This window comes from Streptomyces sp. NPDC016845 (assembly GCF_044332585.1).
GTDB lineage: Bacteria > Actinomycetota > Actinomycetes > Streptomycetales > Streptomycetaceae > Streptomyces.
Genome location: NZ_JBIRPI010000032.1, coordinates 46392 through 66376 on the forward strand (window position 1 = coordinate 46392; position 19985 = coordinate 66376).

Genomic DNA, 19985 nt, shown 5'->3' on the forward strand with positions numbered 1-19985 from the left:
AGCGGCCTCACTTGTCTTCGGCGAGCTTGCCGTCACGGATGACGCCGATGGTGGTCTTCGTGATCCCCACCCCGTCCTCGCCGAACTTGAAGGTGCCCAGCAGGCCTTCGTACTCGGTGGCGCGGATGGCGTCGGCGAGCTTCTTGCCGGTGGCGACGCCGCTGGTCTTCATCGCGGTGAGGACGATGTTGGTGCCGTCGTAGGCCTTGGCGCCGTGCAGTTCGGCCTCCTCGCCGTAGGCGGCCTCGTAGGCGGCGGCGAACTTCTGGGCGGCGGGGCTGATGTCGTTGCTCAGGTAGGGGGAGCTGACGAAGGTGCCCTCGGCGGCCTTCTTGCCGGCCGTGTCGATGAAGACGGGGGTGCCTTGCGGGGCGGCGCCGGCGAAGGGGGCGTCGATGCCCAGGTCGCGGGCCTGCTTCACGATGAGGCCGGCCTCGACTTCCTCGGAGCCGATGAAGATGACCTGCGGCCTCGCCGAGCGGATCTTGGTGAGCGCGGCGCTGAAGTCCTTCTGGTCGGTGGTGACGATCTGGTCGGAGACGGGGCTCACGCCGAGGTCCTTGACGGCCATGGTGAAGGCGTCGTGCTCGCCTTTGCCGAAGGAGCCGTTGTTGGAGATCATCGCGATCTTCTTGAACCCCTTCTCCTCGATGAGGAACTTGGCGAGAGTGCTGTCGTAGGTCGTGCTGGTGGGGCCGTTGAGGAACAGGAAGGGGCTCTTCTGGGCGACGAGGGCGTCTGCCTGGCCGGAGGTGATGTTGGGGATCTCGGACTGCCTGAGCACCGGGGCCATGGCGACGGTGACGGCGCTCTCTGCGGTCCCGATCATGGCGATGTAGTTCTCGCTGGCTATCTTGCGGGCCAGGTTGGTACCGGTGGTGGGGTCGCCCTGGGAGTCGAACGACTTCATCTGGATCTCGCGGCCGTCGATGCCGCCCTTCTTGTTCCACTCGTCGATGGCGAGTTTGGCGCCCTTGTACTCCCACTCCCCCAGGGAGGAGAGCTGGCCGCTGCGGGCGTCGACGACGGCGATCTTGATGGGGCCCGAGTCGGACCCCGCGTCGTCGGACTTCTCACCGGGGGCGCTGCAGGCGGTCACGGCGGCTGCCAGGGCCACTGCGGCGATCAGCAGCGGGCGGGGCGCGGACGGACGGGCGGGGCGGTTCATGCGGTCACCTCGTGATGAGAGTGGAAGGCAAGAGGGAGGCGTGGGGGGAGGCGACTCGTCCTCCGTCGGCCGCGGGTGGCGGCCGACGGAGCTGATGCGAGCGCGAGACGTGCTGGTCAGATGGTGTCGGCCGGGAAGTGACCGGCGTAGATGTCCTTGATGTTCCAGTGGCCCGGGGTGGGCACCGGCTCGTTGACCATGGGGACGTCGAGGACGGCGGGGCGGCGGCGGCCGATGGCGTCGTCGAGTGCCTTGCGCAGCTCGCCGGGTGCGGTGACGGTGTAGCCGTCGGCTCCGCAGGACTGGCCGTACTGGGCGAAGTCCGGGCTGTACGGCTGTCCGTCGGCGTCGGTGAACTCGCAGCCGTAGGAGCGGCCGAAGGACGAGGCCTGAAGGTCGGCGATGGTGCCGTGGGCCCGGTTGTTCATCACGACGAAGATGACCGGTGCGCCCTGTTCCACGGCCATCGGGACGGCGGGCAGCTGGGCGCTCATGCCGCCGTCGCCGATGAGCGCGACCACGACGCGGTCGGGCTGGGCGATCTGTACGCCCACCGCGGCGGCGGGTCCGAAGCCCATGGTGGAGGCGCCGCCGGGGGTGATGAAGCGGCCTTCCTCGGGCAGTTCGTAGCACTGGGCCACGCCGTTCTTGTTCCAGCCGACGTCGGTGACGAGTACGGCGTCGGCCGGCAGTGCGTCGCGCAGGTCGGCGAGGATGCGCTGGGGACGCAGCGGGAAGTTGTCGCTGCGGCCGGCTTCACGGGCCGCGCCGAAGACATCGCCGCGGGCGGCAGCGATGCCGTCCCGCAGCCCCGGACGCGTGCGGGCCGTGGACTGTCGGGCACGAACCGCTGTGCCGATGGCCTGCAGTGCGAGTTCGACATCGGCGACGGCGCCGATGTGGACCGGGTAGTTGCGGCCGATCTCCGCCGGATCGATGTCGATCTGGATGAGCTTGCTGGGCGGGAAGTTCCAGGTGTAGGTGGCGTCCCAGGAGCTGGCGTCGGTCTCGGCGAAGCGGGTGGCGAGCGCCAGGACGACATCGGCGCCCTTGGTGTGCTCATGCGTGGTCTCCAGGCCCCAGAAGCCGGGCATGCCGAGCAGCAGCGGATGCCGGTCGGAGATGACGCCCTTGCCCATCAGGGAGTGCGCGAGGGGGATGTCGAGGTGCTCGGCCAGGCCGAGCAGGGCTGTGCGGGCGCTCTCGCCGCGCAGCCCGCCGCCGAAGTAGATCAGGGGGTGCTCGGCCTGGAGCAGGGCTTCGGCGATCCGGTCGGCGGTCGCCTCGTCCAGGCCGGGCCGGCCCAGGTGGCCGGGGAGCGGGTGGCCCCCGGCGTAGGGCGCCACCGGCCGGTTGAACAGGTCCATGGGCACGTTGATCAGCACGGTGCCGGGGCGTCCGCTGGTGGCGGTGGAGAAGGCGCGCTCGGTGACGCGCGGCAGGTCCTGGACGCGCTGCACCTGCCAGGTCCGCTTGCAGAACGGGCGGAAGATGGCGGTCTGGTCGGCGTCGGCGTGGAGGTTGACCTCCTGGTGCGGGTGGCGGCCGTAGTAGTAGGAGGGGATGTCGCCGGTGATGACGATCAGGGGTACGGAGTCGAGGGCGGCGGTGGCGACCCCGGTGACGGCGTTCATCATGCCGGGCCCGACGTGGGTGAGCAGCACGCCGGGGCGGCCGGTGGCGCGGGCGTAGCCGTCGGCGGCGTGGGCGGCGGCCTGTTCGTGACGGGCGATGACGAACTCGATCGAGCTGGGGCCGAGCGCGTCCAGGAGCGCGATGTTGGTGTGCCCGCAAGTGCCGAAGACGTACTCGACGCCGTAGGACTCGAGCTGGGCGACGAGGGCCTCGGCGGCGTTCACGGTGGTCACGAGTTCTCCTTAGGGAGCTCGCGGCTGTCACCCCAGACGGACAGGCCGCGCAGCATGAGGGTCTTGACGACGCTGTAGTCGTCGATGAGCCAGCGAGGAGCTTCACGGCCGAAGCCGGAGTCCTTGACCCCGCCGAACGGGACGTGGTCGAGGCGGAAGTTGGAGGAGCCGTTGACGATGAGGGCGCCGACCTCCAGGCGCCGCCAGGCGGTGATGATGCGGGTGAGGTCGTGGGTGAACAGGCCGGCCTGGAGTCCGTAGCGGCTGGTGTTGCACTGCTCGAGGACGGTGTCGAAGTCGTCGTAGGGCATGACGGCCACCAGCGCGCCGAACACCTCGTTGACGACGACCGAGGCGTTCGCGGGCGGGTTGGCGACGATCGTGGGAGCGGCGGTGGCACCGTCACGGGTACCGCCCCGGATGACGCCGGCACCCAGGTGCTGGGCCTCCTTGGACCAGGCCACGACGCGTTCGGCCGCGTTCTCGTCGACCATGGAGCCGATGTCGGTGCTTTCCAGCAGCGGGTCGCCGACCACCAGGGCGTCGACGGCGGCGGTGAAGGAGTCGAGGAACTCGGTGTAGCGGCTGCGGTGGACGTAGACGCGCTGCACGGAGATGCAGCTCTGGCCGGAGTTGCTGTATCCGGTGCGTGCGCAGACTTGCGCGGCGGCGCCGGCGTCGGCGTCCTGGCAGACGACGGTCGCGGCGTTGCCGCCGAGTTCGAGGGCGAGGCGTTTGGCGCCCGCGGCGCGGGCCACGGCGGCGCCGGTGGCGGCGCTGCCGGTGAAGCTGATGACGCTCACCTCATCGGCCGCGCACAGGGCGGCGCCCACCTCGCCTCCGCCGTGCAGGAGTTGGACCGCCTGGTGGGGCATGCCGCTGTCGAGGAGGAGCGCGACGACGGCCGCGGAGGTGGCCGGGGCCTGGGGCGGGGCTTTGACCAGGGTGGTGTTGCCGGCGGCGAAGGAGGCGCCCAGTTTGTGCGCGAGAAGGTTGGCGGGCGCGTTGAACGGGGTGATGGCCAGTGCCACGCCGGCCGGTGCCCGGTAGGTGAGGGCGGTGTTGCCGATGCCGGTGTCCCAGCCCGCGACGGGGAGGTTCTCCCCGTCGATGCGGCGGGCCTCGGCGGCGCACACCGCGAACGTGGAGGCGACGCGGTCGATCTCGGTGCGGCTGTCCCTGAGCGGTTTGCCCAGCTCCAGGGCGAGCAGGCGGGCCAGTCGGTCCCGGTGGGCGGTGGCGTTGCGGGAGGCGGACTCCAGGATGTCGGCCCGGGCGGCGGGGGCGAGGTCTGCCATCTGTTTCGCGTACCGGCCGGCCTGGGCGACGGCGGTGTCGATCTCACCCGCCGTGGCGGTGGGGGCGCGGCTGACCGTGCGTCTGAGGTAGGGGCCGGTGCGTTCCTGGGGCGGGCCCTCGCCGCCCCATGATCCGGAGAGGAAAGGGAGTGCCTCGACGGTGTCGGCCGCGTCGGCGGCCTTGAGAAGGTCTTGCAGCATCACGTCTCCAGAAAGAAACCATCTAGTGGTTTCCGTGGACTGCTCTGTGGACTGGCGTGTAACGTACGGGCGCCGTGAGGCCGTGGCAATAGGTCAGCGCGAAGAAGTTGAGAACTCAGGTTTCCTCTGGCGAGGGGTACAGTCCCGCCGCCGCGACCGTTCATTGGCACGCGGAGATCGCCTCAGACACGAAGGAGAGAACGTGGACGCGGAACAAGGAACCGGCGGTGGCGTACGCAGTGTGCGCCGCGCTCTGGACATCCTGTCGCTGCTGACCGAAGATCAGCCCACCGTCCCCCTCAGGGACATGGTCGACGCCACCGGCCTGCCCAAGACCACCGTGGTGCGCCTGGTGCAGACCCTGGAGCAGTACGGCCTGCTCTGGGCCACACCAGGCGGTTACACGGCCGGCCCCGGGCTGTGGCGGTGGGCCCATCTGGCGCACACCAGCTGGGAACTTCCGCCGGACACCCAGAAGTTGCTGCGCGAGCTGGTCGACCGGCGTGGCGAGACGGCGAATCTCATGATCCGCCGGGACATCCACCGCGTCTGTGTCGCCCAGCAGGAAAGCCCGCAGCCGCTGCGGCACGTGGTGCGGGTGGGCGACGAGCTGCCCCTGTGGGCGGGCGCCTCCTCCAAGGTGCTGCTCATCGGTGCCACCGACGGCCTGTTGCAGCGGGTGGCCGCCGCCTCGCCCCATGGCGTGGCGCACGCCGAGCAGTTGCGCCTGTGGGCGGAGGAAGCGGCCACCCGCGGCTACGCGGTCAGCCACGGTGAACGCGACGTCGGCCTCACCGCCGTGGCCGTTCCCATCCGCACCCCGTCCGGCGTGACAGTGGCTTCCCTCTCGCTCAGCGGCCCGAGTGTGCGCATTCCGCAGTCGGCCACCGACGACTTCGCGGACGACCTGAAGGAGACGGCCGCCCGTATCGCCCAGCAGGGTTTCCAGCACCCCCTAGGGCCGCGCACCTGACCCGTACGCCCACAGTGGCGCCCCCACGCGGGGCGCCACTGGAAGGAGACGCCGTATGCACATCCGCCCACTCGATGGAATACGCGTTCTGGACCTCACGAACGTGCTCGCCGGCCCCTATTGCAGCTATCAACTCATGCTGATGGGCGCGGAAGTGGTCAAGATCGAGCGCCCCGGGCAGGGAGATCTCGCTCGCAGTCTCGGCCCCGATCCCGCGCTCAACCGTGACGGAGTCGGGGCGTCGTTCCTGGCTCAGAACGCGGGCAAGAAATCGCTCGAGCTCGATCTGAAGGACACCGCTGACCGGGCCCTGTTCGAGGACCTCCTGATCGGTGCCGATGTACTGCTGGAAAACTTCCGGGCCGGGGTGCTGGAACGGATGGGCTATGGTCCCGAACGCCTGGCCCAGCTCAACGAACGCCTCGTCTACTGCTCCATCTCCGGATTCGGGCAGACCGGCCCGATGAGCGACGCGCCCGCCTACGACCAGATCGTGCAGGGCCTGACCGGCATGATGAGCGTGACCGGCACGCACGAGACCGCACCGCAGCGCATCGGCTTCCCGGTCTGCGACACCACGGGCGGACTGATGGCGGCTTTCGCGATCAGTGCCGCGCTGCTGCGTCGCGAGCGCACGGGAAGAGGCAGCAGACTGGATGTCTCCATGCTGGAGGCGTCCTTGTCCACCATGGGCTGGGCCGTCTCCAACTACCTGGTCAGCGGCATCCCGCCGCAGCCCCTGGGTGACCAGAACCCCACCTCCGCGCCCTCGGGGACGTTCCGCGCCGCGGACGGGCCGCTGAACATCGCCGCCAACCAGCAGCGCCAGTTCGAGACGCTGTGCCGCCTTGCGGACGTCCCCGAACTCATCACGGATCCCCGCTTCAGCGAGCGGGAGCAGCGCAAGGCCCATCGGGGCGAGCTCAGCACAGCCCTGAACAAAGCTCTGGCGGCCCGTCCGGCGGCCGAGTGGGAACGCGACCTGAACGCGGCCGGCGTGCCCGCGGCCCGGGTTCTGACCGTGCCGGAAGCACTGGAACAGCCGCAACTGGCTCACCGCGGCTTCGTCACCGAGCTGGGCCATCCGGGGCGTACCGGGCAGCCCCTGCGCGTTGTGGGCAACGGCGTGCTGTTCGACGGGGAACCCTTCGATCCCCCCTCCCCGCCTCCGCTGCTGGGCGAGCACAACACCGAGCGCGAGGAGCTCGCGCGCCGTTGGTCCGCGGCGACGAACGCAGCCACCGCGTCTGCCGAGGAGGCCGCCGCCTCATGACCGGCCCCCAGGACGAGGCGGCGCAGTGGTGGGCCACCGCCGTCAGCCACATCGAGCCCGGCAGCATCGAACTGCGCGAGCGCCCGGTCCAGCAGCTCATCGGCCAGGCCGGGTTCGTGGACGTCATCTGGCTGCTGCTGCGCGGCACGACGCCGTCACCGCGGCAGGCGGCCCTGCTCGAGGCAGCGCTGGTGGCGGGCGTCGACCACGGCCCGCAGGCTCCCTCGATCGCCGCCGCGAGGATGGCGGCCACCTGCGGCATCGGCCTGAACAGCGCCATGGCCACCGGGGTGAACATGCTCGGCGACGCGCACGGCGGCGCCGGCCAGCAGTGCGTGGAGATGCTCACCGACATCGTCGGAGCGGCCTCGAAGGGCGTCGGCTGGGACGACGCGGCCCGCCTCACCATGGCCGACTGGCAGAGCCGTTCGCGGTACCTGCCGGGCTTCGGACACCGCTTCCACCCCCGCGACCCGCGCCGCGACCCGCTCCTCGCGCTGGTCGAGCAAGCCGTGGCCGACGGCACCGTGGGCGGCGACCATCTCAAGGCCGCGCTGGCTGTCGAAGCCGCCCTGGAGCGCCGCCGCGCCGGGGCCCGCCCCGTCCCGATGAACATCGACGGCGCCACCGCCGTCATCTACGCCGAACTGGGCTTCGCCGCCCCGCTGGCGCGCGGCCTGTTCGTGCTCAGCCGCTCCGTGGGCATCCTGGCCCACGCCTGGGAGGAGACCGGGCAGGGGCGCCGCAACAAGGGGCCCCTCCCCCGCACCGTGCTGCCCGCCCGGCTGCCGCAGCCGCATGAGACGTGAATAAACCCGTCACGCCTCTTGTCACACCCGCACCGCATGCCTAACGTTTCTTTCCGCCAATCGGCGCCCACCGTGCGGACCATGCGAACCGTACAGCGGACCATGATCCGTTTCACGCTTCTCCCTCCCGCCTGAGACTCCTCGAGCCCGCCCCTGACGAGTCCGCCAGGCACCCGTCTCGAAAGAGGGACCATGGACAGACGCAGCTTCCTCACCACCACCGCGGCCTCGACCGCCGGCACCGTCGCCCTGCTCAACTCGGCACCGGCTCAGGCGGCTTCCGCCTCCGACGCCCTGGCGCGGCCCGTGCCCGCCCAGGCCCACGCCGCCACCGGTAAGGACTTCCCCAAGGCCGGCGGCAACCTCGGCAACCAGAACCACTCCGCGCTCAAGCGCATCGACGCGGCCAACGTCCGCAAGCTGGGCGGCGCCTGGCACATCAACCTGGAGGGCGGCTCCACCGCCAGCCACCAGCAGTGCGCCGTCATCGCCCAGAACGGTGTCCTCTACCTGGCCACCACGCAGCAGAACGTCTTCGCCGTCGACGGCCGCACCGGCGCCGTCAAGTGGAAGACGAAGGTCAGCGGCGACACCACGAACATGCGCGGCATCGCGCTCGGCCAGGGCCTGGCCTTCACGATCACCGGTGACAACACCGTCGTCGCCCTCGACCAGAAGACCGGCGCGATCCGCTGGACCCGCGAACTGCTCGTCGACGACCAGGGCGACCCCGACTGCGACCCCGCCAGCGGCCAGTGCGGCGGCAGCAAGGGCGGCCTGGCCGGCGCCGCCGTCTACTGGGACGGCCTCGTCTACATCGGCACCCAGGGCAGCACCGCAGGCGCCCGCGGCCGCGCCTACGCCCTCGACGCCGCGACCGGCGAGGTCGCCTGGACCTTCTGGGGCACCCCGGGCCCCGGCCAGTTCGGCCACGACACCTGGGAGGGCGACACCTGGAAGACCGGCGGCGCGGTGTGCTGGATCCACCCGGCCGTCGACCCCGAACTGGGCCTCGTCTACTGGACGTTCGGCAACCCCTACCCGCGCACCGACGGCTCGACCCGCGGCGGTGACAACCTCTTCGCCAACTGCCTGGTCGCCATCGACGCCAAGACCGGCAAGCGGCGCTGGCACTTCCAGTCCGTCCACCACGACATCTGGGACTACGACGGCGTCATGTCCCCCGTCCTCGCCGACCTGCTCATCAAGGGCAAGAAGAAGCGCGTCGTCGTCTACGGCAGCAAGACCGGCATGTACTACATCCTCGACCGCGCCGACGGAAAGCCCATCCACGGCATGGAGGAACGCCCGGTCCCCCAGCACGCCGGGCAGAAGACCTCGCCCACCCAGCCCTTCCCCGGCGGCGAACCCTTCGTCGACACCGAACCCCGCCTGGACAAGGCCACCCGGCCCGTCCCCTTCTACCCCACCGGCGGCCTCTTCGAGGCCCACTGGGACCGCGCCACGATCATTTTCCCCGGCGCGGGCGGCGGCGCCGACTGGTCCTTCCCTTCCTTCAGCCACCGCACCGGCCTCGTCTACGTCGGCTACGGGCTCATCAACTCCGCCTACTCCAACACCCACGGCGGCCGCGTCAACACCGCCCGCCCGCTGGGCGAGTACTTCGCCGGAGGACTCGCCGCCGTCGACCCACGCACCAACACCGTCGTCTGGCGCCAGGAGGGCGACTGGTCCCTCGCCCACGGCAACGGCATCCTGTCCACCGCCGGCGGCCTCCTCTTCCAGGGCCGCCCCGACGGCGTACTGACCGCGCTCGACGACCGCGACGGCAGCGAGCTGTGGAGCTGGCAGTGCGGAGCGGGCGTCAACACCAGCCCGCTCACGTACGAGGTCGACGGCGAGCAGTACATAGCCGTCCTCGCCGGCGGCAACGGACTGCCCTACCCCGACATCCCCAAGGGCGACCACCTCTGGGCGTTCAAGATCGGCGGCAAGGTCAAGCCCGCCGCGGCGCCGGTCCCGCCCTCCAAGCGCAACCAGATCCGCACCGCCGCGGTCAGCGGCGACACCGCGCACAACACCGTCACCCTGGGCCGGACCTGGGACAACGCCAAGAACGCGCCAGGCACGACCGAGAGCCTCGTGTCCCAGAACGCCATGGCACCCCAGCACCTGGCCATCGCCAAGGGCACCACGGTCACCTTCACCAACCCGGCCGACAACAAGTCCGCGCACGGCGCCGTCTCGTTCTTCGAGGCCGAGTTCGACACCGGACTGCTGATGCCGGGTCAGTCCTACACGTACACGTTCAACACGCCGGGCGAGTACTTCTACAACGACCCGGTAGCCCCACAGAGCACCGGAAAGATCGTCGTCACGTGACGGCCGTGTGACGGTCCGCCTCACCCTCCGACCGCCGGCTCGGGCAGGCCCCGACCCCGGCAGCACCGCACACCGCCTTCACACCTCGCGAGGACACCCGCATGACGACAACCTCCGGCAAGAGATCCCGTGTCCGCCCTCTGACCGCCGCACTGACCGGCGCCGCCGGCACCCTCGGCATCACCATCGCACTGGTCGCCACCGGCACCCTCAGCGTCGCCCAGGGCCGTATCGGCCAGGGCGCCCAACAGCTCGGCGACCCGGACTACGGCGTGTGCCGCGGCACCGACGCCCGCTGCTACCACAACTGGGGCAACTTCGACACGTCCAAGGGCTACAAGGTCCTCCTCTACACCCGCACCGCCGGCCCCCGCCACGCCAACCTCGGACCCACCCTCGCCTCGGGCCTGAACCCCCCGCTGACCGACAGCAACGTCGTGCAGAAGGCCGTGCAGAAGCTGGGCACCGACAACGGCTTCCAGGTCGACTACACCGAGGACGTCTCCCAACTCGCCTCCCCGGCAGCCCTGTTCAAGTACAACGCGGTCATCTTCTACTCCACCAGCCGCGACACACTCGACGACGCCGCCCAGACGTCGCTGCGCCAGTACATCCGCGGCGGCGGCGGCTTCGTCGGCGTCCACAACGCCTTCGGCACCGAGTACAACTGGCCCTGGTACGAGGGCCTGCTGGGCAACGCGAACTTCTACGACCACGGCGCCAACCAGCCCGGCACCGTGGAGACAGTCAACCGCAAGGACGTCTCCACCAAGAAGCTGCCGCCCAAGTGGTCCATCTCCGACGAGTGGTACAACCTCGTGCCCGCCCCCACCAACGTGCGCGTCCTGGCCAAGGTCGACGAGTCCACCCTGGCCAAGGGAGTGACCGGCAACTACAACCACCCCGGACACGGCAACAACCACCCCGTCGCCTGGTGCCAGTACTACGACGGCGGCCGCTCCTGGCTCACCACCCTGGGCCACGACGCCAAGGACTTCACCACCGACGGCTCCTTCCCCGGCGCCGCCGAATTCCAGAAGCTCCTCGTGGGCGGCATCGAGTCCGCCATGGGCAAAGCACCCTTCTGCAAGTAGCCCCCGACAGGGGCGGCGCACCCCACGGGGTCGCCCGGCACCGGCCGGGAACCGCCACATCTCACCCGATCACCCCGAAGAAAGGCAGTCACCATGCAGGAGCAGACCCTCCCCACCCCCGAGGTCCAGGCACAGCCCGCCGAGCACACCGGCTGGCAGGCACCGGACTTCACCGTCGTCGACACCGCCATGGAGATCACCGCCTACGCCCTGAGCAAGAAGTAGGCGCCCGCCGTGCTGCTGCGCACCCTCGGGACCGCGGCAGGCGGCGGCCTCCCCCAGTGGAACTGCGCGTGCCCCGGCTGCGCCGGGGCACGCCGGCACCCCTCGCGCCGACGCCTGCACGACTCCCTCGCCTTCCACGGGCCCGACGCCTGGTTCCTCGCCAACGCCTCACCCGACATCGCCGAGCAACTGGAAAGTCACCCCAGCCTGCGACCGGCCGCCGGAAACGGCCGCACCCCCGTGGTCCGGGTCGTGCTCACCGACGCCGAACTCGACCACACCCTGGGCCTGCTGCGGCTCCGCGAAGCCGCCCGCATCGAGATCTGGTGCACCGAACCCGTGCACAAGGCCCTCACCGCACGACTGCCCCTCACCGACATCCTCTCCCCCTACACCACACTCGTCTGGCACGACCTCCCGCTCGCCGGCACCGGCCACCCGGCCGAGATCGCGGGGCTGACCGTGAGCGCTGTGCCCCTGTCGGACAAACGGCCGCGCTACGCCGCCGACGAGGCAACCCACCCCGCCTGGAGTTCCGCGCTGAAGGTGTGCGACCCGCAGGCGGGCACCAGCGCCCTGTACGCTCCGGCGATCGCCGCCTGGAGTGAGCGCCTCGACGAAGCGGTCGCCGGATGCGACTGCGCCCTGATTGACGGCACGTTCCTCGACGAGGACGAACCCCGGCGTACCGGCATCTCCCAGCGCACCGCCTCCGAAATGGGGCACCTGCCCATCGAGGGGCCCCTGGGCACGGCATCCCGCCTTCGCCACACCGGTGCACAGATCCTGTACACCCACCTCAACAACACCAACTTGCTGGGCGACCCAGGCGCTCGCGGACACGACCGGCTCGCGGCCCTCGGCCTGCGCGTAGCCGAGGACAGAATGGTGGTGACCCTGTGACCACGACCGCCCTACCCGCTACCGGTCTTCCGTCGGTCGACCGAGGCGGACCGGATACGGAACCGTGGGACGCGGACGCACTGGAGCTGCGGCTGCGCAGCCTGGTCGCGGCGCGATACCACGACCGGCACCCGTTCAACCAGCGCATGCACCGCGGTGAACTGCGCCCGGCAGAACTGCGCACCTGGGTCGCCAACCGCTTCTACTACCAGTGCAACATCCCCATCAAGGACGCACTGATCCTCAGCAAGCTTCCCTCACCCGGCCACCGACGCTCCTGGATCCGGCGCATCCAGGACCACGACGGAGCCACCGACGGCGAAGGCGGACTCGAACGCTGGCTTCGCCTCGGTGACGCCGTCGGCCTCGCCCGCGACGAACTCATCTCGCACCGGCATCTGTTGCCCGGAGTACGCCTGGCCGTGGACGGCTACGTCAACTTCTGCCGCAACCAGAGCATCCTCGAAGCAGTCGCCTCGTCACTCACCGAACTGTGCGCGCCCTCCATCATGCTGACCCGGCTCGACACCTTCCCCGTCCACTATCCGTGGATCGCGGCGGACGGCCTGGCCTACTTCCGAAGCCGTGTCCCTCAGGGCCGCAGGGACGGCAGTGAGGCACTGTCCTGGGTCACACAGTGGGCCACCACACGTGAACAGCAGCAACAAGCGCTGGACGCCGTCTCCTTCAAGTGCGAGGTGCTGTGGAGCCTGCTCGACAGCGTGCAAGGCGCCGGGTCCCCGCCCGAGGACGCCCGATGAACGGCTCCGGGTCCTGGCGTCCGCGCGTGCACTCGGCCGCGGTGCTGCGCCACGATCCCACCCGCCGGGTCGACGTGCTGCTGCTGCCCGAGCGGGTCATCGTGCTGCACGGCACCGGCCGTGCCGTGCTGGAGCGCTGCGACGGCCGGCACACCGTGGCGGAGATCGCCGCGACTTTCACCGGTGACGTCGGCGTCGAACAGGCACAGCGTGAGATCACCTCGTTCCTGGAGCGGCTGCGCACGGAAGGCTGTCTGCGATGACCACCCCTGCCCCGCCGTGGGCGCTGCTGTCCGAACTCACCCACGCCTGCCCCCTGCACTGCGGCTACTGCTCCAACCCGCTGGAGCTGACCCGCCGCTCCCGCGAGCTCGCGGCCGAGCAGTGGGCCGCGGTCTTCACCCAGGCGGCAGAACTCGGCGTGCTGCACACCCATCTGTCCGGCGGCGAGCCCCTGCTCCGCCGGGACCTGGAGGACATCACCCGAGCCGCCGTCCGTGCGGGCCTGTACACGCAGTTGGTGACCAGCGGTGTCGGCCTGACGGCGACGCGGCTCGATGCGCTGGTCGACGCCGGTCTGCACAGCGTGCAGCTCTCCGTCCAGCACGCCGACCCCGTCAAGTCCGACGAGATCGGGGGCCGCCGTTCCTTCGACGCCAAACGCACAGCCGCGCAACTGGTCAAGGAACACGGTCTGCCACTCGGTATCAACGTGGTCCTGCACCGGCACAATCTCGAGGCCATCGACGACCTCATGACATTGGCCGTCAGCTGGCACGCGGACCGCATCGAACTGGCCAACACCCAGTTCTACGGCTGGGGTCTGCTCAACCGGGCCGCACTCATGCCCACCCGGGACCAGCTTGCCGCCGCCACAGAAACGGTGGACCGCTGGCGCAGAAAGCTCGACGGCGTACTCGATATCACCTGGGTCGTCCCCGACTACTTCTCCGGAACACCCAAACCGTGCATGGGCGGCTGGGGCGCCGTATCCCTCACCGTCACACCCGACGGAACAGCCTTGCCCTGCCCGGCGGCCGCGTCCATCCCCGGCCTCGACGCCCCGAACATCGCCGACCACTCACTGCGCTGGATATGGGAAGAGTCACCGGCCTTCAACACCTACCGGGGAACGGACTGGATGCCCTCCCCATGCCGCACCTGCGACCGGCGCACCGAAGACTTCGGCGGCTGCCGCTGCCAGGCCCACGCCCTCACCGGAGACGCCACCCGAACCGACCCCGCCTGCTCCCTCTCCCCCGACCACCCCGCCCTCATAAGCCTCACCCGTGTCAGCGAACCGCCCACGATCGTCCCCCGGCGTCCCACTGCCGCAACCAACCCGACCGGCACGAGCGGCTCGCCGCCCAGGGCCTCCCTGAGGCACTGAGGCTCTGAGGCTCTGGCGCGCGATTCGGCACCTGCGCTGCCGGTTGAGCCAGGACGGTGGATTACACGGTCACTGCAGCGCCCCGCCAGGGGCCCAGGGCTGTTTCAAAGTCCTGGCGATCATGTGGCGTTGCTGGTCAGGGCAGCCCGATCAAGTCCAGCGGACGGGTGAACGGTGTGTAGGAGGCCTCGCGCACGCCGGCGGCGATGCTGTGGTGCTCGGCGGTGTGCAGGGGGCTGGGCGCAGGCCGCGAAAATCCACCGGCATCGCACCGACCTCAAGACCGGCAAGATCACCCGCCAGACCGTCCACCCCATCACCGACCTGACGGCGCGTGCGGCATCTCCCCAGGCCATCGGCCAACTCGCCCGCGCGCAATGGGGCAACGAGGCTGTGCACCACGTCAGAGACACCACGTTCGGCGAGGACGCCTCGAAGATCCGCACCGGGCACGGACCGGCGAACATGGCCACACTGCGCAGCTTCCCGATCAAGGGAAGTCCAGCCCGAGACCGGTGACGGGTGAGCGAGCACACCGAGCGGGTCTCACGCCGCCCGTGCCCCGGCTCGCGGTCGTAGCGGCGGGCGGTCACCTTCTTCCACGGCAGCGATCACAACGCGTTGTGCAGCGTCGGCTGGTTCCGCTCGACCACGAGCAGGTAGTGCGCCCTCATCGCCTCCACCAGCCACCTGGCGTGGTTGCGGTGGGTGTGCAGGGCGTCGGCGGTCACCACGACACCGGCCAGGTCGAACGGGGACAGCAGCTTCGTGAAGCCGGTGACCTCGGTGGTTTCGTCCGGCACCCGCAACTGGCTGACGGTGCGTCCGCCTTCCAGGACAGCGGAGAACAGGTGGGCGGCCGGGCCGGCCTCCGTGCGCGAGCCGCGGGCGGCTTCGCCGTCCACGGCCAGATGCCGGCTGCCCGCGGGGTCGCATCCGAGCAGGCCGGCAAGCCTGCCGGGACATACGGGGGGCAGCAGGCGGCGGATGGTGGAACTCGACGGTGCGCGGCGTACGCCCAGCGATCCGGCCGCGCGCACGCCGAGCCGGGCGAGCGCATCCAGGGGCGCGTGACGGGCCCACTGGCCCACGGCCAGATAGGAGCGGGCCCCGGCCGGCACCGCGCAGCAGGCGGTGAGCAGGACCGATACCAGCGAATGGCGCCGGCGACGAGGCGTGTGATGCCCACTTCTCCGTACATCGGCTCGCACAGGAGTCAGTACGGCGTGACGTCAGCTGTGTCGGCGCACTGCGTCCCGCTGCGTGGGGCTGGCGGCAGGCCGCGCAGTCATGTCGAGCAGAAGCAGCGCATCGTGGTCCGGGCTACCGGGCTCGGCGGTATAGACGCCGATGCGCTGGCCGGGGGTGCCTTCCACGTGCAGGGACTGCGACGTGAGCGTGAGCGTTCCGACCTGAGGGTGGCGAAACGTCTTGGCAGCAGGTTTGCGTCCGGTCACTTCATAGCGTTCCCACAAACGAGCGAAGTCGGGGCTCTTGAGGAGGAGCTCGCCGACGAGGTTGGTCAGGTCCGGGGCGTCGGGGGCGGTGCCCGCGACGGCGCGCAGGCGGGCGACGCAGGCGGTGATCTGCCGGTCCCAGTCGGTGAACAGGGCGCGCGAGGCCGGGTGGAGGAAGAGGTAGCGGGCGAGGTTGCGGTGCTTGGCCGGCCAGTCCTCCAGCCCTGCGTACAGGGCGAGGCCGCCGGGGTTCCAGGCCAGCAGGTCCATGCTGCGGCTGATGACGTAGGCCGGGTTCGGCCGCAGTGACTCCAGCAGCAGCCTCAGGTGGGGACGCACGGTGCGGCTGGGGGCCGGGGGCGGTTCGGGGGCGTAGCGGGCGGCACGGGCGGCGAGCTCGCGCAGGTGCTGGTGTTCCTGGTCGTCCATGTGCAGGGCGCGGGCGAGGGAGTCGAGGACGGCGGGGCTGGGGCGGGTCTCCTTGCCGCGTTCCAGGCGCACGTAGTAGTCGATGCTGATGCCGGCAAGGGTGGCCAGTTCCTCGCGGCGCAGGCCGGGGGTGCGGCGGACGCCGGCGCCGACGGTCAGGCCAACGTGTCCGGGACTGGTCTGGGTGCGGCGGGCGCGCAGGTAGCGGCCCAGCTCGGCGCCCTCGCTGTGCGCGCTCGTCGATGCCATGACCCCAGTCTCACCCGGCAGGCCGCCGCGCCGCAGACAGGAGGGGGGCCCTGTCATTACCCCTGAAGAGCCCGCCCTGCCACACCGGAGCAATCCGGGCGAGGGTGAATGACGAAGACGCCGGCCTCTTCGCTCCCGCCCGGCCCGGCCCGGCACGGCCTGCCGGGCCGGGCCGGGCAAGAGTGGAAGACCCGGCGACACCTTGATCGGAAGAGGGCGAGATGCGGTACATCAAGCTGCGTGACCTGGAGGTTTCCAGGATCGGGCTGGGCGCGATGGGCATGTCCCACGGCTACACCGGCTCGGGCACCGATGACGCGGAGTCGATCCGGACCGTGCACCGGGCGCTGGAGCTGGGCGTCACACTGATCGACACCGCCGAGATCTACGGCCCCTACCTCAACGAGGAGCTGCTCGGGCGGGCGCTGAAGGGCCGCCGGGACAAGGTGGTGCTGGCCACCAAGTTCGGCCTGGTCTCGCACGCCGGCCAGGGCGCGTGGAACCTGGACTCCGCTCCGGCCAACATCCGCACCGCCGTCGAGGGCTCCCTGAAGCGGCTGGGCACCGACCACATCGACCTGTACTACCAGCACCGCGTCGATCCGAACACGCCGATCGAGGAGACCGCGGGCGCCGTGGCGGAGCTGATCGCCGAGGGCAAGGTCCGCGCCTTCGGGCTCTCGGAGGCCGGTCCGGACACGATCCGCCGGGCCCACGCCGTCCAGCCGGTCACCGCGGTGCAGTCCGAGTACTCCCTGTTCACCCGCGGCATCGAGGACCGTGTCCTGCCCGTCCTGCGGGAGCTGAACGTCGGCCTGGTGCCGTTCTCCCCGCTCGGCCGCGGAATGCTGACGGGCACGGTGCGCTCCACCGACCAGTTCGACGAGAACGACTTCCGCCGCGACAACCCGCGTTTCACCGGCGAGAATTTCCAGCACAACCTGGCGCTGGCCGACCAGGTCCGGGCGCTGGCCGACGAGGTCGGCGCCACGCCGGGGCAGGTGGCGCTGGCGTGGCTGCTCGCCCAGGGCGACGAGATCGCCCCCATCCCCGGCACCAAGCACGTGACCCGGGTCGAGGAGAACGTCGCCGCCGACACGGTCGCGCTGACGGCCGAGCAGCTTGACAAGCTCTCCAGCCTGCCACCCGCCGCCGGCGACACCCACACCGAGGCCCAGGCGCAGATGCTCGAACGCTGAGCCCGCCCTGGCACGCCGCGCTCCGCGTGGCGCCCCCCCCCGCCCCTCGTTTGGAGTAACACCTTTCATGCGTGCAGCAGTGATGTACGGAGCCGGCGACGTCCGCGTCGTGGACCGGCCCGACCCGAAGATCGCCCAGCCCACCGACGCCGTGGTCCGCGTCGTCGCGTCCTGTGTGTGCGGCAGCGACCTGTGACCCTACGCCTCGATGCCCGCCACCGACACCGGTCGGCCCATGGGGCACGAGTTCCTCGGCGCCGTGGAGGAGACCGGCGCGGACGTGGCCGGCCTGAAGGCCGGGGATCTGGTTGTGGCTCCGTTCACCTACAGCGACAACACCTGCGACTACTGCGCCAAGGGCCTGCACATCTCCGGCCGCGACGGCGGCCGGTACGGCTTCGACGGCGTCGACGGCGGCCAGGGCGAAGCCGTCCGCGTCCCGTACGCGGACGGCACCCTGGTGAAGCTGCCGGTGACCGTCGACTCCGCGCTGCTGCCCTCGCTGCTCGCGCTCTCCGATGTGATGACCACCGGCCACTACGGCGCCGTCACCGCAGGCGTCACCCGCGGGGATACGGTGCTGGTGGTCGGGGACGGAGCGGTCGGCCTGTGCGCGGTGATCGCCGCCAAGCGGCTGGGCGCCGAGCGGATCGTGCTCGCCGGCCGCCACGAGGCCCGCACCGGCCTGGGCCGTGAGTTCGGCGCCACCGACGTGGTCGCCGAGCGCGGCGAGGAGGGCATCGCCCGCATTCACGAGCTGACCGGCGGCGTGGACAAGGTGATCGAGGCCGTCGGCACCCGTCAGGCCCTGGACACCGCGCTCGCCGCGGTCCTGGACGGCGGCACCATCAGCCGGCTCGGCGTCCCCCAGTACGAGCAGGGCCCGATCGGCCCGGCCGAGTTCATGCGCAACATCACCCTGACCGGCGGCGCCAGCCCCGCCCGCGCCTACATCAAGCAGCTGCTGCCCGACGTCCTGGACGGCACCATCAGCCCTGGCCGCGTCTTCGACCAGGAATTCGCCCTCGATCAGACACCGGACGCCTACCGGGCCATGGCCGACCGCCAGGTCCTCAAGGCCCTGATCCGCCCCTGACCACCCGCCCCCGCACCCCAGAAGGACATCCCGCTCATGCAGACCGTCACCCTCAACAACGGCATCGACATGCCGCTCCTCGGCTTCGGCGTCTACCAGATCCCCGCCGAGGACACCGAGCGCGCCGTCTCCGAAGCACTGGCCGCCGGCTACCGCCTGCTGGACACCGCCGCCGCCTACGGCAACGAGGAGGCCGTAGGCCGCGCCATCAAGTCCAGCGGCATCCCGCGCGAGGACCTGTTCGTCACCACCAAACTGTGGGTTCAGGACGCCCCCGCCCAGGACAACACCCGCCGCGCCTTCGAGACGTCCCTGACCAAGCTGGGCCTGGACCACCTCGACCTGTACCTGATGCACCAGCCCTTCGGCGACGTCTACAGCCAGTGGCGCGCCATGGAAGCCCTCAACCGCGAGGGGCTCAGCAAGGCGATCGGGGTCGCCAACTTCTACCCCGACCGGCTCATCGACCTGATCCTCAACAACGAGATCACCCCGCAGGTCAACCAGATCGAGACCCACCCCTTCTTCCAGCGCACCGACTACCAGGACCTCATGCGCGAGCACAGCGTGCAGATCCAGTCCTGGGGCGGCTTCGCAGAAGGCAAGAACGACCTGTTCACCAACCCGCTGCTCGCCGAGATCGGCAAGGAGTACGGAAAGTCCGTCGCCCAGGTCGTCCTGCGCTGGCTGACCCAGCGCGGCGTCATCGCCATCCCCAAGTCCGTACGCGCCGAGCGCATGGCCGAGAACATCGACGTCTTCGACTTCCGGCTCACCGACGAGCAGATGGCCCAGATCGCCACCCTCGACACCGGCAGCTCCCTGTTCTTCGACCACCACGACCCCGAGATGGTCACCTGGCTCGCCGGGCGCCGCCTGGACAGCTGAACGCCCTACCCACTGCCGCTCGCCGGCCGCGGGTGCCCTAAAGGGGTACCCGCCCGGCGTCCATGGTTCACCGGAAGCCACCCATCATGATCCCGCCACAGCACCACGGCGCCCTGCCGGGCCGGCGGACCGTTCTGCGCGGCGCACTGCTGACCGCAACCGCCGCCTTGAGCGCGACCCGCCTTGCGGGCCGCTCACCATCCTCACCGAGCTCCGGCACCCCCACCGCCTCCCAGCCCGACGCAACGACCGGAAGCACGGTGAAACTAGGCCGTGTTTTAGGTAGCGCGGATGGCCATCCATTTGGTGAGGTCGCCCGCGATCTGGTCGATGCTTGTCTCGACGGTGACGTCGTGCTCGC

General features: G+C 70.4%; 17 protein-coding genes and 2 pseudogenes. 14 read left to right on the plus strand and 5 right to left on the minus strand.

Annotation, left to right across the window (positions count from 1 at the left end):
- Positions 1–7: 7 nt before the first annotated feature.
- The 3 genes from ACH4RC_RS38830 to ACH4RC_RS38840 all read right to left on the minus strand — a co-directional run bounded on the left by ACH4RC_RS38830 (position 8) and on the right by ACH4RC_RS38840 (position 4535).
- Complete coding sequence (locus tag ACH4RC_RS38830) at positions 8–1168, minus strand: ABC transporter substrate-binding protein (protein ID WP_398209230.1); 1161 nt, start codon at positions 1166–1168, stop codon at positions 8–10.
- 116 nt (positions 1169–1284) lie between these two features.
- Positions 1285–3036 carry a thiamine pyrophosphate-binding protein gene (locus ACH4RC_RS38835; RefSeq protein WP_398209232.1) on the minus strand — a complete coding sequence of 584 codons (1752 nt, stop codon included), beginning with the start codon at positions 3034–3036 and terminating at the stop codon, positions 1285–1287.
- Entirely contained in the window at positions 3033–4535 is a 1503-nt protein-coding gene (locus ACH4RC_RS38840) for an aldehyde dehydrogenase family protein (RefSeq protein WP_398209234.1), read from the minus strand. The genes ACH4RC_RS38835 and ACH4RC_RS38840 overlap by 4 nt, the downstream gene beginning before the upstream one ends.
- 202 nt (positions 4536–4737) lie before the next feature.
- Between ACH4RC_RS38840 and ACH4RC_RS38845 the strand changes: the two genes are divergently transcribed.
- The 10 genes from ACH4RC_RS38845 to pqqE all read left to right on the plus strand — a co-directional run bounded on the left by ACH4RC_RS38845 (position 4738) and on the right by pqqE (position 14306).
- Entirely contained in the window at positions 4738–5508 is a 771-nt protein-coding gene (locus ACH4RC_RS38845; protein WP_398209236.1) for an IclR family transcriptional regulator, read from the plus strand.
- 55 nt (positions 5509–5563) lie between these two features.
- The gene (locus tag ACH4RC_RS38850) at positions 5564–6781 is read left to right on the plus strand and encodes a CaiB/BaiF CoA transferase family protein (protein WP_398209238.1); all 1218 of its coding nucleotides are present in this window, start codon (positions 5564–5566) and stop codon (positions 6779–6781) included.
- Entirely contained in the window at positions 6778–7590 is an 813-nt protein-coding gene (locus tag ACH4RC_RS38855) for a citryl-CoA lyase (protein ID WP_398209240.1), read from the plus strand. The genes ACH4RC_RS38850 and ACH4RC_RS38855 overlap by 4 nt, the downstream gene beginning before the upstream one ends.
- 192 nt (positions 7591–7782) lie before the next feature.
- Positions 7783–9933 (plus strand): PQQ-binding-like beta-propeller repeat protein, encoded by a 2151-nt coding sequence (locus ACH4RC_RS38860; protein WP_398209242.1) that lies wholly within the window; start codon positions 7783–7785, stop codon positions 9931–9933.
- 101 nt (positions 9934–10034) lie between these two features.
- A complete protein-coding gene (locus tag ACH4RC_RS38865) occupies positions 10035–11027 on the plus strand; it encodes a ThuA domain-containing protein (protein ID WP_398209244.1) in 993 nt (330 codons plus the stop codon).
- Between the two features lie 93 nt (positions 11028–11120).
- A complete protein-coding gene (gene pqqA / locus ACH4RC_RS38870) occupies positions 11121–11252 on the plus strand; it encodes a pyrroloquinoline quinone precursor peptide PqqA (RefSeq protein WP_398209247.1) in 132 nt (43 codons plus the stop codon).
- 9 nt (positions 11253–11261) lie between these two features.
- Positions 11262–12155, plus strand: coding sequence for a pyrroloquinoline quinone biosynthesis protein PqqB (gene pqqB, locus ACH4RC_RS38875; protein ID WP_398209249.1), 894 nt, complete (start codon positions 11262–11264; stop codon positions 12153–12155).
- Entirely contained in the window at positions 12152–12916 is a 765-nt protein-coding gene (gene pqqC / locus ACH4RC_RS38880; RefSeq protein ID WP_398209251.1) for a pyrroloquinoline-quinone synthase PqqC, read from the plus strand. The genes pqqB and pqqC overlap by 4 nt, the downstream gene beginning before the upstream one ends.
- Positions 12913–13179 (plus strand): pyrroloquinoline quinone biosynthesis peptide chaperone PqqD, encoded by a 267-nt coding sequence (gene pqqD / locus ACH4RC_RS38885; RefSeq protein ID WP_398209253.1) that lies wholly within the window; start codon positions 12913–12915, stop codon positions 13177–13179. Before pqqC ends, pqqD begins: the two co-directional genes overlap by 4 nt.
- Complete coding sequence (gene pqqE / locus ACH4RC_RS38890; protein ID WP_398209255.1) at positions 13176–14306, plus strand: pyrroloquinoline quinone biosynthesis protein PqqE; 1131 nt, start codon at positions 13176–13178, stop codon at positions 14304–14306. Before pqqD ends, pqqE begins: the two co-directional genes overlap by 4 nt.
- A 611-nt stretch (positions 14307–14917) precedes the next feature.
- On the opposite strand, the gene ACH4RC_RS38895 is transcribed toward pqqE, so the two are convergent.
- Both ACH4RC_RS38895 and ACH4RC_RS38900 read right to left on the minus strand, forming a co-directional pair.
- Positions 14918–15517 carry a transposase family protein gene (locus ACH4RC_RS38895; RefSeq protein WP_398209257.1) on the minus strand — a complete coding sequence of 200 codons (600 nt, stop codon included), beginning with the start codon at positions 15515–15517 and terminating at the stop codon, positions 14918–14920.
- A 21-nt stretch (positions 15518–15538) separates the two neighbouring features.
- Positions 15539–16441 carry a helix-turn-helix transcriptional regulator gene (locus ACH4RC_RS38900; protein ID WP_398209259.1) on the minus strand — a complete coding sequence of 301 codons (903 nt, stop codon included), beginning with the start codon at positions 16439–16441 and terminating at the stop codon, positions 15539–15541.
- A 221-nt stretch (positions 16442–16662) separates the two neighbouring features.
- Here ACH4RC_RS38900 and ACH4RC_RS38905 point away from each other — a divergent pair, with 221 nt between their 5' ends.
- From ACH4RC_RS38905 to ACH4RC_RS38920, 4 genes and pseudogenes are all read left to right on the plus strand, one after another.
- On the plus strand, positions 16663–17640 hold the full coding sequence (locus ACH4RC_RS38905; protein WP_398209260.1) for an aldo/keto reductase: 978 nt from the start codon (positions 16663–16665) through the stop codon (positions 17638–17640).
- A gap of 67 nt (positions 17641–17707) precedes the next feature.
- Positions 17708–18736, plus strand: a pseudogene (locus ACH4RC_RS38910) (zinc-binding dehydrogenase).
- Positions 18737–18772: 36 nt separating this feature from the next.
- Complete coding sequence (locus tag ACH4RC_RS38915) at positions 18773–19624, plus strand: aldo/keto reductase (protein ID WP_398209261.1); 852 nt, start codon at positions 18773–18775, stop codon at positions 19622–19624.
- An 86-nt stretch (positions 19625–19710) separates the two neighbouring features.
- A pseudogene (locus ACH4RC_RS38920) lies at positions 19711–19985 on the plus strand (hypothetical protein); the annotation flags it as partial.